Source organism: Clostridium sp. 7_2_43FAA (assembly GCF_000158375.2).
Taxonomy (GTDB): domain Bacteria; phylum Bacillota; class Clostridia; order Clostridiales; family Clostridiaceae; genus Clostridium; species Clostridium tertium.
This window is the reverse complement of record NZ_JH815223.1, coordinates 138,314-152,928: the sequence shown is the minus strand read 5'-3', so window position 1 is coordinate 152,928 and position 14,615 is coordinate 138,314. Positions and strand designations below refer to the sequence as shown.

Annotated in this window: 11 protein-coding genes; 1 reads left to right on the top strand and 10 read right to left on the bottom strand. The window is 30.3% G+C overall.

Annotation, left to right across the window (positions count from 1 at the left end; all coding sequences use genetic code 11):
- Window position 1 precedes the first annotated feature (1 nt).
- The 4 genes from CSBG_RS17005 to CSBG_RS16990 all read right to left on the bottom strand — a co-directional run bounded on the left by CSBG_RS17005 (window position 2) and on the right by CSBG_RS16990 (window position 4,470).
- Window positions 2–871, bottom strand: a complete 870-nt coding sequence (locus tag CSBG_RS17005) for a CAP domain-containing protein (protein ID WP_008681480.1) — start codon at window positions 869–871, stop codon at window positions 2–4.
- Between the two features lie 684 nt (window positions 872–1,555).
- Window positions 1,556–2,287 carry a 2-phosphosulfolactate phosphatase family protein gene (locus CSBG_RS17000; RefSeq protein ID WP_008681478.1) on the bottom strand — a complete coding sequence of 244 codons (732 nt, stop codon included), beginning with the start codon at window positions 2,285–2,287 and terminating at the stop codon, window positions 1,556–1,558.
- Window positions 2,288–2,353: 66 nt separating this feature from the next.
- Window positions 2,354–3,280, bottom strand: coding sequence for a TIGR01212 family radical SAM protein (locus CSBG_RS16995; protein WP_099346361.1), 927 nt, complete (start codon window positions 3,278–3,280; stop codon window positions 2,354–2,356).
- Window positions 3,281–3,363: 83 nt separating this feature from the next.
- Window positions 3,364–4,470 carry a hypothetical protein gene (locus CSBG_RS16990; protein WP_008681475.1) on the bottom strand — a complete coding sequence of 369 codons (1,107 nt, stop codon included), beginning with the start codon at window positions 4,468–4,470 and terminating at the stop codon, window positions 3,364–3,366.
- A gap of 133 nt (window positions 4,471–4,603) precedes the next feature.
- Here CSBG_RS16990 and CSBG_RS16985 point away from each other — a divergent pair, with 133 nt between their 5' ends.
- Complete coding sequence (locus tag CSBG_RS16985) at window positions 4,604–5,662, top strand: transporter (protein WP_008681473.1); 1,059 nt, start codon at window positions 4,604–4,606, stop codon at window positions 5,660–5,662.
- 60 nt (window positions 5,663–5,722) lie between these two features.
- On the opposite strand, the gene CSBG_RS16980 is transcribed toward CSBG_RS16985, so the two are convergent.
- The 6 genes from CSBG_RS16980 to CSBG_RS16955 all read right to left on the bottom strand — a co-directional run bounded on the left by CSBG_RS16980 (window position 5,723) and on the right by CSBG_RS16955 (window position 14,606).
- Window positions 5,723–7,498, bottom strand: a complete 1,776-nt coding sequence (locus CSBG_RS16980; RefSeq protein WP_008681471.1) for a heme NO-binding domain-containing protein — start codon at window positions 7,496–7,498, stop codon at window positions 5,723–5,725.
- Window positions 7,499–7,628: 130 nt separating this feature from the next.
- On the bottom strand, window positions 7,629–9,035 hold the full coding sequence (locus tag CSBG_RS16975) for a peptidoglycan-binding domain-containing protein (RefSeq protein ID WP_008681469.1): 1,407 nt from the start codon (window positions 9,033–9,035) through the stop codon (window positions 7,629–7,631).
- Window positions 9,036–9,097: 62 nt separating this feature from the next.
- Window positions 9,098–12,868, bottom strand: a complete 3,771-nt coding sequence (locus tag CSBG_RS16970) for a S8 family peptidase (protein WP_008681468.1) — start codon at window positions 12,866–12,868, stop codon at window positions 9,098–9,100.
- 140 nt (window positions 12,869–13,008) lie between these two features.
- Window positions 13,009–13,689, bottom strand: a complete 681-nt coding sequence (locus CSBG_RS16965) for a helix-turn-helix transcriptional regulator (protein WP_008681465.1) — start codon at window positions 13,687–13,689, stop codon at window positions 13,009–13,011.
- Complete coding sequence (locus tag CSBG_RS16960) at window positions 13,682–14,059, bottom strand: DUF3783 domain-containing protein (RefSeq protein WP_008681464.1); 378 nt, start codon at window positions 14,057–14,059, stop codon at window positions 13,682–13,684. Before CSBG_RS16960 ends, CSBG_RS16965 begins: the two co-directional genes overlap by 8 nt.
- A 22-nt stretch (window positions 14,060–14,081) precedes the next feature.
- Complete coding sequence (locus CSBG_RS16955) at window positions 14,082–14,606, bottom strand: peptidylprolyl isomerase (protein WP_008681463.1); 525 nt, start codon at window positions 14,604–14,606, stop codon at window positions 14,082–14,084.
- Between the last annotated feature and the right edge of the window lie 9 nt (window positions 14,607–14,615).

Below are 14,615 nucleotides of genomic sequence, written 5' to 3'. Positions count from 1 at the left end.
ATTATCTATAGAACTCTTGTGTTGCATAATATGTGTTTCCTATCTTATAAACCCCAATACCTATGCTACTAAAGTTTGATGATAGTATATTTGCTCTATGTCCTGATGAGTTCATCCAGTTGTCCATAAATTGTGTTGCTAAAGTTGCATTACCATTTACACCTTGTATATATGCAATGTTTTCTCCCCAAGCACTATATGATACGCCATCAGCCTTCATTTGTTCAGTAATTAACTTTCCTTGTGGATCTTTATGATCAAAATATCCTCTATCGCCCATATCTTTAGATTTAATTCTAGCATAGTGCTCCATAGTTCCATTATAGCTTAATGCAGGGAGTCCTGCTGCTGCTCTTTCTTGATTTACTCTTTGGAATATAGCTTGTTCAATTTCTGCTATATAGCTACTACTATCTGAATCACTTGGTTTTTGATTTGATTCTTGCCCTGAATTAGAGTTAGAACCTTGTGATGGTGTAAACACTGGATTTTGTTGTGGTGTGTATTGTCCATCAGTATAACAGTCTTCATTTGAAGCATTATTTTCTGTTTGTTGATTAGCTTTTACGTTTGTTTCATTCTTACCATTTGCAGGTTGTTTATTATTTGAAGATTCATTATTTACATTAGTATTAGAATCAGTTGAAGCCTTGTCCACTGAAGCTACTGTATTTTTACTTGTTTCTACTACTTTGTTAGATTCATCAGTTTTTGTTTCCTTATTTTCAGATGAAGTTTCACTGTTAGATTGAATCTTTGTAGCATCATTATTAGGTGCTTCAGTTTTTGAAGGCATAAAAAAGCTTCCTACTCCTAAGGCTATTGTTACTCCTGTTGATACTAATAACATCATTAATTTTGATTTAATCATTTGTAATTCCCCCTTCAGATTTGTTTATTCATCTGTGCCATTATACTAACATAATGTTTAGGGGGTCTAAATATGAGTTAGTTTCTAATTAATGAATATTATTCTATGAATAGTAATTATATTATTCATATTGATTTTTTTGCCACAAAAAAATCTCATATAAAATCTATAACATTTACATATATATTTATTAAGTGCTCATTCTGTCTTAGTTTGCGTCATTTCTGAGTTTAAGTACATCTATTTTGTATATAAAAAATAAATATTTATGTATTTTTTCATTGATAAATTGATATATTTCCCATGATAAAATTTCCAAAAAATATTTAGTATATTTTAATTATTTTTTGCAATACTCTTTTATATTATATGAAACAATACATATCTAATTTTAAACTAATTTTTCTTTTAACCTTATATATCTAGATTTATCCCAAAATATTAAATTTATTTTCGAACAAAATAAAAGATGACTAAGCGTTGCTATTAGTCATCTTTTATTGAAATAAATTCTATAATTATAGGAGTTTAATTTGTTTGTATATGCTTCATATTATTAAAAGTGTGGAGCTTTTAATAATATCTTTTCCCTCTTTAATTGATATTGATTATCAATCTAATATTATAATATATTCTTTTTTTACCATTGTCAATAGAAATGTTATAATTAATTGAAATTTATTATCATTTGTTTATTACTGATATCACTCCTGTATTCTTATTTACCACCGGAACTATATCCAATATATCTTTTTTACAGCAATATTCCAGATCATCTTGTAAATTTAAATCTTTCAATATATTATAATGCCTTGCTTCTTTTATAAAATTTACTATATTTTTATTATTTTCATATATATATTTAGCTGTTTTAGCTATATCAGATAAATTATGAATATTATTTTCACATAGTAAATTAATCATATACCCTGAACAAATAAAGTCATCCATAGAAAACTGACCATTTGTACCTGAATTTATAAATACTATATCACTAGAATTTTCATTAATCATATCTATAACGGACTTAGCATTTATCATTGCACCTATTAGTATTTTACTTGCTTTCAAACTTAAATTTATTGCTCTTGTTCCATTAGTGGTACTTAATATTATACTTTTTCCTTCTATTTGATCTCTTGTATACTCTAATGGTGAGTTAGTAAAGTCAAAACCCTCTATTTTTATAGCTCTTCGTTCTCCCCCTAGTAATGCATCCAGTCCCTTTTCTGAAAGTTCTTTTTTCTTATTGAAGGCTTCCTCTACAGTTAGCATTGGAATTACTTCCTTTGCTCCATTTGCTAATGCCGTTGTAATAACTGATGTAGCTCTTAGCATATCTATTACTACTACTATTTTATCATCTAGATATTCCTCTTTAATATGATCTGCCGATATAATTACATCTATATTCATAAAAATACCTCCCCATATTTTTAATTGAAATTTGATTAATCATCGATTTTTATTATGATATTTGTATTACTTAAAATTCTTTCCTTGCCATATATCATTATCTTCCAAAGCCTTATCTATGGCATTTAATACTTCCCACTTTTTCAAACTCCACATTGGTCCTATTAGTAACTCTCTTGGTGCGTCTCCTGTTAATCTATGTACAACCATTTCTTCTGGTATCATAGAAACTCCCTTACAAACTAAATCTATATATTGTTCTTGTGTCAATAACTTTAATTCTCCACTCTCATACTGTTCGACCATCTTTGTTCCTTCCATCAGATGAAGTAAGTGAAACTTTATTCCCTTAGCCCCTGAGTGTGCTATGTAATCAACAGTCCTTAACATATCCTCTTCTGTTTCACCAGGTAATCCAAAAATAGTATGTGCAACTACCTCAATATTTCTTTCTAATAGTCTTTTTAATGTATCATCAAATACTTTAAAATCATATCCTCTATTAAAATTTCTAGCTGTTTCATCATTTATTGTTTGTAGCCCAAGTTCAACAATTAAATATGTTTTTTCGTTTAATTCAGTTAAAAATTCTAAAACATCATCATCAATACAGTCTGGTCTTGTTGCTATTGATATCGCTACTACATTTTTTTGAGTTAATGCTTCTTTATATTTTCTTCTAAGTTCTTCTACTGGCGCATAAGTGTTCGTATAGGCTTGGAAATATGCAATTAGCTTTCCATCCTTCCATTTTTTCTCCATCATATCTTTTCTATCTTCAAATTGCTTTGTTATAGATAATGTTCTGCTTCCAGCAAAATCACCTGATCCTCTAGCACTACAAAATGTGCAACCTCCTTTGGCAACTTTTCCATCTCTATTTGGACAAGTAAATCCTCCATCTAAGGATATCTTATATACTTTTTCATTAAATTTATTTCTAAGATAATAGTTTAAACTATGATATCTCTTACCATTCCATTCTTTCATTATTTCCTCCTAATAAAAAAATAAAAGTACCACTATATTTAAGTTGTACTTTTATTCTACTACAATATTTTTATATGTTAAGTATTTTAAATATTTTTTTTAACTTCCTCTTCTTCCATATTTGCTTTATATTCTCCAATAACATCTATATTAATGTCATTTCTCCCCTCTTTAACGCTAACCTCAACTGTTATTTCGCTTTTATCAAAACTTTTTAAAGTTATATTATATTTATTCTCTGGAAACATTTCATTAAATTTTAGTTTAACAAGTTCTCCATCAGCAGTCTTATATACATTTATTCTATTTAACCCATTAGAATTTAAATATTCTACGATTAAATACCCTTCCTCCCTTGAAAAAACTAAGTTTTCAATTTTAGCATTATCCAATATATCTAAAGGTATAACCTTCTTAGCAATTGGCTTATCTACTAACTCCTCTAAATCACCACTAATATTAGAGTTTTGGTTTGCACCGGCTGTTGCACTTTCTCCCCCACCTTGCCCTTGAGCGGCCTTACTTTCTTCTATATATGCAATTGATAAAAAAGTCTTATTATTTCCTATTGTTGAAATTGCTACTTTTTGCCCCTTATATCCTAATGACACTGGTCCAAAAGCTTCAGACGGAGCTTTCTCCTTATATAACATTATTTTATTTTCACTTAAATAAACATCCTTAGGCAAATTATTTAATGTTAATATTAAATCGCTTTTTCCTCCATCTTCTCCAATCATTCTTAATGATTTATTTCTAACAAAAACTTGTTTTTTGTTCATTGATTTAACTTCATCAATTTTATATTGATCATCAATTTTCAATACCTTTATTGCATAATTATCTAAGTCACATTTTGGCTCTGATGCTGAATTTCTGATTACATTATATATCACATAAGCTGATCCTGAAGATTCTATCATGTTGTCAGGAGCATACGCTATTATTCTTGATGTTCCAGTTGATATCTCCTTATTTTTACTTATCAATTGTTCTGTGCATAGCTTATTTGCTTCTTCTATATTATTATCCTTAACATAGTTTAAATACTTTTCAGCCACTTTTACTGCTTCCTTTGGATTAAATAAATCTATATTAGCTTTTTCATTATTTTCTTTTTTTGTACATGCTGATAATAAATAAAAACTCATAATTACTAATAAACAACATTTGAACAAATTCCTCTTTTTCACTTTTACTACCTCCTTATATATGTTCCTCAAAGTTATTTTCCCTAAGAAAATATACCTTATTCATTTTTGAAGAATAAAAGTACTTTAATAAATATATATTTGTTAATAGATAGTAAAATAGGGGGATATAAAAATGAAACGGGAATTTTCTAAAATTTTTCAAATAGCAGTTGTTTTTATAGGTACAATTGTTGGGGCTGGATTGGCCTCTGGACAAGAAATCAAAGAATTTTTTACATCATATGGAGTATCTAGTTTTATAGGAATCATAGCCTGTGGTATATTCTATATAATCATGGGATCTATAGTTTCTAAAATTAGTATCAAATATAAATTAAACTCTTATGGTGATGTAATTAAAGTTGTAAGCCCAAATCTACTTGGCAAAATTACTGGTGTAATTACTACACTGTACTTAATTTCTAGCGCATCAATAATACTAGCTGGTAGTGGAGCATTAATAAATCAATTTTTTAATATTCCTAAAATAATTGGTTCTTTAATAATGGTAGCTTTAGCAATTTTCTTTCTTCTAAGGGATACAGATGGTTTAATTGAAGTTAATTCATTTATAGTTCCAACTCTCGTAATTACAATAACAACAATAACTGTGCTATATTTTATGTTTTGTAAAGATATGATTTCATTAGAGTTTTTAACTAAATTTGAACCAAGAAAAACTGGTGTAACATTATCTACAATATTATATGCTGGATATAATACTCTTTGTTGCCTTGGTGTATTAGTACCTCTTAGTAATCAAATAAAAAAGCCTAAGACTATGTTTTATGGAATTGCACTTGGTGCAATAGGCTTAGCAGGTTTAAGCTTTGCTATAAACTTTTTATTAATGATAAATCAACCATATATACATCAATATGAAATACCTTTATTATTTGTAGCTCAACGTTTTGGAAATGTAGTTCAAGCATTATTATTAGTAGTAATTTGGTTAGAAATGTTTTCTACTGAAGTTTCTGATGTTTATTCTATAAGTAAAACATTAGATAATAGCTTTAATATAGAATTTAAAAAGGCAATCTTCATAGTTCTTATTATTGCTCTTCCTATATCAAGAATAGGATTTTCAAAATTAATTGGATCATTATATCCTCTTTTTGGAATGCTTAGCTTAGTATTTATAGCACAAACAATTTATTTTTATTTTAAACATAAAAAAGAACTAAATTAATTCATAAAAGAAAACACCCCATATTCCCAAAACTGGAATACTGGGGTGTAACTTCTTGAATTATATATCTATATCATTTGAAAAGTTATCTCCAACATCTTTAACTTTTTGAAGAGTATCTATCATATCCTGAATATTTCTAGTAAACTCTTCTATATCTTGATTAACCTGTTGAGATGATGCTGCATTTTCAGCTGCAATTGAAGCTAATGAATCAATTGTTTTAAACATTTCTTCAACCGACTTAACTTCATTATTTAATTGAATTATTGATTTATTTGTTTCGCTTGAAACAACCTTAATTAATTCATTAGCCTCTAAGCTTGTCCTTCTTACATTTTCTAAATTATCTGTTTCTAGCTCTAATATATTATATTGATTTTCTATACTTGTAACTAATAAATTGATTTCTTCTGCAAAGAATGACAAATTGCTATTTATATCCTTAACAGCTTGTTGTGATTGTTCTGCAAGTTTTCTTACTTCTTCAGCTACAACAGCAAATCCCCTTCCCTGTTCTCCTGCCCTTGCAGCTTCTATTGAAGCATTTAGAGCTAAAAGATTGGTTTGAGATGAAATTCCTGATACTAAAGATACTATGTGAGTAATATCCTCTGCCTTTCTTTGAAGATTTTTACCTTTTTCCTTTACATCCATAAATGATTTTAATGATTCTTTTATGGCTTCACTAGACCTATCCACATTTATATGACTTTGATTGATCTTTTCAACAGATTTATCTAATTCATTTTTATTTCTATCTTCAGAATTTACTAAATCCTTTAAAGCTAAAATATTTTCATTTGTTTGCTTTACAAGGGTTTCTGTACTTAACTCTTGTTGTGTTGCTAATTCTGAAACTTGTTCTGAATAGCTAGCTATTTCCTCTGTAGTTTTTCTCATTTTTTCTGTTGTATTATACATTGCTTGAGTAAATGTAGCCAGCTCATTAACTACAAGATTAGCTGATGTTGAATCCTTCCCAATATTATCTTTTAATTTTGATATTCCCTTATATATTTTTTCAAGCTTATCATTTGTAGTTATACTTTTATCTATAGCATCAAAATTATTATTTTCTATATTTTCTATTATGTCATTTAAAGGCTTTATTGTCATATAAGATACAAATACCGATATAATTCCAGAGATAACTCCAATAATTAATCCCTTTGGTAATCCTGCAATTAGGATACTAATAAAAGTAATAACTACAAATATAGGAACTGCCATCTTTAACTCTAAACTCTTTAACCCTATACTTGATAAGCTATTACTAAATTTATATCTCTTACTACGTTGGATAGTATTTTCAAATTTAATATGTACTTTTAATTCACCTTTTTTCCTTTCTACTTCTTTAATTTCTATATTCTCACCAAAATATTTAGCACTTCCATTTAACAGGCCTAAAAAATAATCAAATAGCTCTCTATCTGATCTGTATGTAAAATATATGCTATTACTTGATATTGGTTCTAAATGCATCTTAGGTGGTCTAGCCCCTCTTATCTTTTTCATTATTATTGAATGTATAAAGTTAAGTGAATCTAAAAATTTATATAAATTTACTCTTTTAAAGAATACAGGATAATCTTCTGAGAATTTCTGTAGATTATTTTCTCCAATAACTTGCCATAACCCATTTACTGAAGTACCTACATTATCTGCTATTGTCTGTATTAAACTGAATATTTGTGTGTCATTTACATCTTCTAAAGGTGTAAATACTATGTTCTCTGACCAATTTACCGATTTTAAACTTTTATTTATAACTTCATTGCCATATAAATCTCTACATGTTCTTAGCCACGTAGAAACAACTGTACCTTTCATAACTGTCCCCCTTAAATTAAATATGCATACTTAATATGCAATTTTGAAAACTTTATATATTTAAATTCATTATATAACTATTTTTATAAAAAAAATAGATGAATTGGAAATATTCCAATTCATCACCTTATTACACCATATCATCCATATAATCAAATTTAGGAATTGTAGGATCATAATAGTTATCAAAAGACCTTGGAGGAACAAATATTCTTTGAACAGACCTTGCACTTCCCCTCAACTCTGCTATTCTTGTTACTCCTACATAGACATCTGATATTTTATACCAAGTTGCATAATCAACTACACCTGTTTTAGGTAAATTGAAAACTCCTTGGAAAACCCTAACTGCTTCTGCTGTGTTAGCTCCATATATACCATCCTGAGCAACCTTAGGAATTAGAGGATAATTTTGGGATATCCTATTTAAAAATTCTTGTATAATTCTAACTTCCTGTCCTGATGATCCTATTACTAAATCATATCCTGGATACGACTTTGGTACACCCTTTACTTGATCTGCAGTAACTAATTCAATATCACTTCCATAAAAGTTTGTTAGTATTTCAAACGGAGTCTTACCTTGATCTCCTAAATACTTACTTCCCCACTGTGTCATCCAACCTGGACAAGATACGTTTTTACCATCACAATATTGGGTTAATAGGGGTTGCTTTCTTCCTACTCTTCTTACATAAGTTGCAAATATATCATCTACTACTTCACTAATACTTTCAAATATATTTCTTCCATAAGTAAATGCATGATCATATGCTGTTGAATTTGTTATATCAAAATTCTTTCCCTTACCTCTATACCACTCTGTATATATTCTATTTAAAGTAAATGAAACTATAGCATAAATATTTGAACGTATTGTATTTTCTGACCAAGTTGAATATATCTCACATGATGCAACATTCTTTATATAGTCTTTATAAGGAACCCTGTAATTGGGTGCTGATGTATTATTTGGACCTCCAGCATGAACAACTATAAATTCAGGTACTACTGGTTTTTGCAAAACAACCCCACTTGTTGGAGGTGGCAGTGGTTTTTCCTCTTCTTCAGGAATTTTTTCTGGATAATTTCCATTTAAAACATTTGGTCCAATATTTATGATTTCTACTACACTTCCTCCTGGAGCAGTAGGTGATACATTGGATGTATTCGGCGGAACATTTATAGTTTCGTTTCTGTATGATCTATTTAAGGATTCAATAAGATAGCATGGTTGTATAGCTAACTCATCAGGGAATATTTGACATCTGTTTATTACTATACTTTGAAATCCTTCTCTTTCCACCCTTAAATCATACATACTATAAGGAACTTGTCCTGTTGGTTGTTGAGAGTATTCTAACGGAGGTGCATCTAATTCTATTATTTCAGATTCTCCCATAGAATTTGTAGATAGGACTATTTCTTTTGTTTCTGGGCCACCAACTGATGGCCTTATAACTATCCTCGTATTTTCAACAGGTATATAACTTTCGTTAACAAAGCTTTGTACCTTTAATCTACCTTTTTGAGCCATATAATTCTCCTCTAATATTTTTCCTTTAATCAATATATGCCTCTAATGAGTATTTTGTTCTTTTATATATCTGTTGGCTTGCTTACAAATAGATTACCTACACTATACTCTTCATTATCTCTCGTTTGGCTAACACCACCAGTTAAATTTTCCCTTATAGAATCAAATACTCCCTTCATATCTATTGCTCCATACCCCCATTGCTCATTTGGATATATATCCCCTACTCTCATATTTGTTCCTCTTATCAAATAAGTTCTAATTTCTGTTGCATATAAATTAGGATCATTTCCATCTACAGCTCCCCATTGCATTATTAATGCACAACACCCTGCTGTAATAGCTGTTGCAACGGATGAACCACTTACTACTCTAGTTCCCCCTCCTGGCATTGTAACTATTGCGTTTATACCACCTGCAGCTATATCTGGTTTTACTCTTCCATCTCTTGTAAATCCTCTTCCTGATTGACCTACAGTTGCATTATTATTTTGGTTATAAAAAGCAGCTACTATCGCTCCTCTTGATGTTCCCGGAATTGTTAATGTTGTATATTGACTTGGACTTAAAAATTTTGTATCCGGATCTAGCAAGCTTCTTTGAGGTAACCAACTCCAGTACCTCCCATCAACTATATAATCTCCATATAATCTAAATTGCCATATACCTTCTCTAAGCCCTCTTGCCTCAATACTTATTATTTCATCTCCTGTAACAGGATCAGGATAAATATATGAAATCCTCATTCTTGTACCTTCATAAATAAATTGTACATTCTCTACCCTGCTTAATCTAACTGGTATTTTTTCAACTACTTCGCCAGATGGAGACACTACTCCTATTGAAACTTTATCTGGCTGCTGAATATATATTTGAAAGTTTAAATCCTTTTGACCTTTTCCCATTCTAATCTCTATATTTTTTATTTGACCAGGCTTATCAAATTTACCTTCTGTATGAGTATCTGTATCCCCCTCATTTCCAGTACCTGTCACACATGCAAGTGCAAGTTGACTAGTTGTATTTGTGATTATTGTTTCAACAGCATTAGTTCCATCATGAGCCCCTGTATTACTTCCAAGAGCAACGCATATCACCATAGGTCTCTTTAAATCGCTTGCTAATCTAGATAAATATCTTATAGCTAGTAACACCTCAACAGTTGCATATCTTCCTGTTCCTGGAGTACTTACTCCAGCATAATCTAATACGACACTCGGGGCCTGCTTTAACTTAACTATTGCAAAATCACAATCTGGAGCTGCTCCCATAACTTCAGGATTTATCCCTCTAGCTCCAACTAAACTAGCTACCATGGTTCCATGCCCTATATCATCTTTCGTTTTAACTATAGCATACGGATCTTCACCACGTTTATTTGCTTGTATTGCTTCATTAATTTGATCACTATTATATTCAATCCCTAGTCTGGCTTCATAAACCTCATTCTCACCATCTAAGCTCTGATCCCATATCCTTACTATTCTTGTGGTTTCATCTTCTCTCATAAATTCATTATTTAAATAATCTATGCCAGTATCGACTATACCTACTATAACTCCTCTTCCACTTAATTGTAGAAAGGGATTATTATGAAATAAAGGGGCTCCACTAGCTTCTACAGGTGAAGATTGCTGTAATGTGTAGATTACTGGTACCTCTATAGAAACTATATCCTTAACATATGGTTCTACCTCTAAAACTCTATTAAAAGGTATATAAACAATAGCAAAATTAAGATCTAATGCGACAACCGATGCACCGGGTATATTGTTTATCTTTAACAACTCATCTCTTGATGTATATTCAACTATAAAACCTACCACTTCGCTATAATCTTTATAGTTTTGAAATGTTTCTCTTTCAAAGTCCTTATATATACTTGGCTGCCTATAACTATTACTTTTTATATCCACTTCCTTCTCCTCCAAAATTTCATTAATTGAATTTTTACTTCTAACATATTCATTACTACTATTTATTTCATTATCCATAGTTTCTATATTTTTTAGATTTTCGTAAGTATCAACATTATTATTACTATCTAAATTTTCGTTAATATTATTTTCTCCATCATCTCTATATGCTTTACTACTTCTAGACCCTATAAACCCAATATTATTTATTATAGTTTCTATAGCGGAACTTAAGCATACCTGACCATATCCCCAACTCGGATCTGGATATACTACATCTGTTCTAGGCCTCTTAGCCGAAACTACTAAATAATATTTCAGCCTCTCACCAAATAAATATGGATCATTTCTTTTTAAGATTCCCCATTCCATCATCAACGCTGCAATTCCAGTTACATGCGGAGTCGCCATGGACGTACCGCTCTTAGTATCAAATGACCTATTGGGAGTTGGTGCTGAAATACCTTCTCCTGGGGCTACTAAATCTGGCCTTATTACCTCAAATATTGCTGGTCTTCCTCTTCCACTGAAAGAGGATATATTATTTGTAACATAATTATAGCTTCCAACCGCAATTATATTGCTTACTGTTGCAGGAATTCCAAGTGTATTTAATACAGTTGGTTGTAAAAACTTTGTATTAACATTTAATCCTTCAGATATTGGCAACCACATGTCAAATATGCCTGTATATTCATTTTGTAATGATAACCTAATTTCCCACTGCCCTGCTGATATATATTGACTATTTGTTAGTAATGCAATTGATATTTCTCCTATTAAATCAAAGGGTTTAGGTCCAGTATAATAAACTTGATATCTATCCCTTCCTATTATTCCTTCAGTGTATCCCTCTCTTATTATTATCTCTCCGCTTGTTGCTGCAGTAGGGCTTGTTATTCTTATAGATATGTTAGATAAAACAGACTTATATAAATTTAATATTACAGCTGGTTCATCCTCAGCTACATTTATAGATATTCTTTTTTCCCCTGTTAAATCTCCACCAACATGATGAGCTGCATCCCCCTCATTTCCAGCAGCAATAGCAATTGTAATCCTTTCTAGTGTCGATATAGTTGATATATATTGCTCTAAAAGACTTGTTCCATTATGAGCTCCATCATTAGTACTTAAACTTATATTAACTACTAATGGCTTATTCAATTCCTTTCCCCTATCGACAAGAAACTTTAGACCTCTCATTATATTAGTACTAAGTGCAAATTGCCCTCTAGTAGATTTAACCATTGCAATCGAACTTTTAGGAGCCACTCCATAAAATGCTGGATTTATATTTCCTCCAGCACAAGCAATCCCAGCTACATGAGTTCCATGTTCTGCATTATCATAGGAAGGAACTACAGAAAATGGATCTGTATTTTGAAGAGCAGTATTTATAATCTCTCTATTATATATCTTTCCATTATCACTTAAATCATATATATAATCGATTCTTGTTGTTCCATCTTCATTTCTAAATGCTGGATGAGTATAATCTATACCCGTATCTATAAATCCAACTAAAATACCCTCCCCCTGAATACCAAAACTTTCTCTAGCTGTATTTACACAAGCCGCTCTATTACTTTGGGAGTCTGTAGTATATAAGCTTTTAGGTAATTCTATATATTGTATCGAACTGACATTTGCTAATCTCCATAAATTATCAACAGGTATATTAACTATTCCAAATCCAAAACCTAAATCCTCATATCTTCCACCTAAGTCCTCTACAATTTTAGTTATATTCTCAGGGCTATCTCCAGATATTATAGTTACTTCTATTGTCCCTCCATCCGAAAAACTAGTACCATGACTTATTCCTAATTTACTCAATATATTCTTTGGTACATTTTGTATAAGTCCTAATCCCGCATCCACCTTATTTGGATTTATGTTTTCTATAGTTCTCACCTCTCAATGTTGTTTATATCAATATATGTACTTTTTTTGTAAAGTGGGAACCTAAATTATAATTTGTTTTATATATTCATAAGTTTTCTTTATAAAAAAAAAGTTGTTTTGAATTTATTAAATCCAAAACAACTTTACGTTTATAATTTTATTTCTATTCTATCTAATTTAGCTAATACAGAAATCTCGTTAAGATTCATAGTTTCAGTTAATAGGCTTCCTGCATTACTAACTAATAAGACTTTAGAGTTTCCTAAATTCTTTATTTGTCTTATTGCTCTTCTTCCTTTATATTCAACCAAAAATATTCCATTATTGCTTACTTCCTTTACTAAAGTAGCAAATGCTAAATCTCCTTTTAACATTCTAAATCCAGACATCTCATCATCTTGAATTTCTAAGTATAAAACCTTATCCTGAGAGTATCCCTCAACCTTATTTGAATGTATAGGTAATTCTTTAAAGCCCTTATTATTTTTTAATGAATAATCGAGAATAGGAACATTCTTTAACACAGATGAAAAAGCATTAGTCCAAACCTCATCCTTTTCTATATTTCCTTTAGATGACTTATTTTTTACATCACTCATAGCCTTTCTTTCTTCAATTAAAGCTTCATCAGTAACAACCATACTAACATCATTAAAATCAGCATTTAATATTTTTGATGCCTTGTCAATTAAAGATTCTTGAGCTACTCTTCTTCCCATTTCAATTTCATTTATAAACTTCTCTGCTACACCTAACTTTTTAGCTAATAACTTTTGACTCATTCCACTCTTAAGTCTAGCCTCTTTTATTTTTTCCCCAACTCTACTCACTTTGAGATCTTCCCTTCTGTTGTTTTAAGTACCATTCTCTTTCTTCAATTAAATGCTCCACTAAATAATTGAATTTCCACTCCATAGAAATTGGAGTTACTGTTGCTAATATTCCACCTTTGAACTTTTGTCTAATACTTCTTATAGTTTCTTTTAGCTCTTCATCAGAAAAATTATTAAAAAGAATAACAGATTCTCTTCGCGGATTTGAATTAAATGTCTCGAACTTTAACCCATTTAGTATATCCTTAACAGTCATTTCAACCATTTCTGATGATATTTCTAAAAGCTTAATTCCTTCTTCTTTTAAAATATTTAACTCTCTTTCTGGAACATTATAAACTAAAATACACTTATTGTTATCAAGCATATAACCCCTCCTAACCCCTCTATTAATCTTCTATTATTTCTGGCGCATCATAAGTTACACCAAAGGTATCTACTGTCATTTTTAATATCTTTTGATCTTCATAAGGCTTATCACTATAATCTCTCTTTGAGTTTACTATCTTGTCTGCAACTTCCATTCCTTCGACAACTTTTCCAAATGATGCATATTGTCCATCTAAATGAGGAGAATCTGCAACCATTATAAAGAATTGGCTTCCTGCAGAATCAGGTATCATAGTTCTTGCCATTGAAAGAACTCCTCTTGAATGTTTTAAATCATTTTTAAATCCGTTTCTAGAAAATTCTCCTTTAATGCTATATCCAGGTCCACCTATACCTGTTCCTTCTGGGCATCCCCCTTGAATCATAAAACCTGGTATTACTCTATGAAATATAATACCATCATAGAAACCTCTATTTATTAAATCTATAAAATTTCTTACTGTATTTGGTGCTATTTCTGGGTATAACTCAGCTTTTATAACACCTCCATCTTCCATATTTATAGTTACTATTGGATTTTGCATAATAAATCT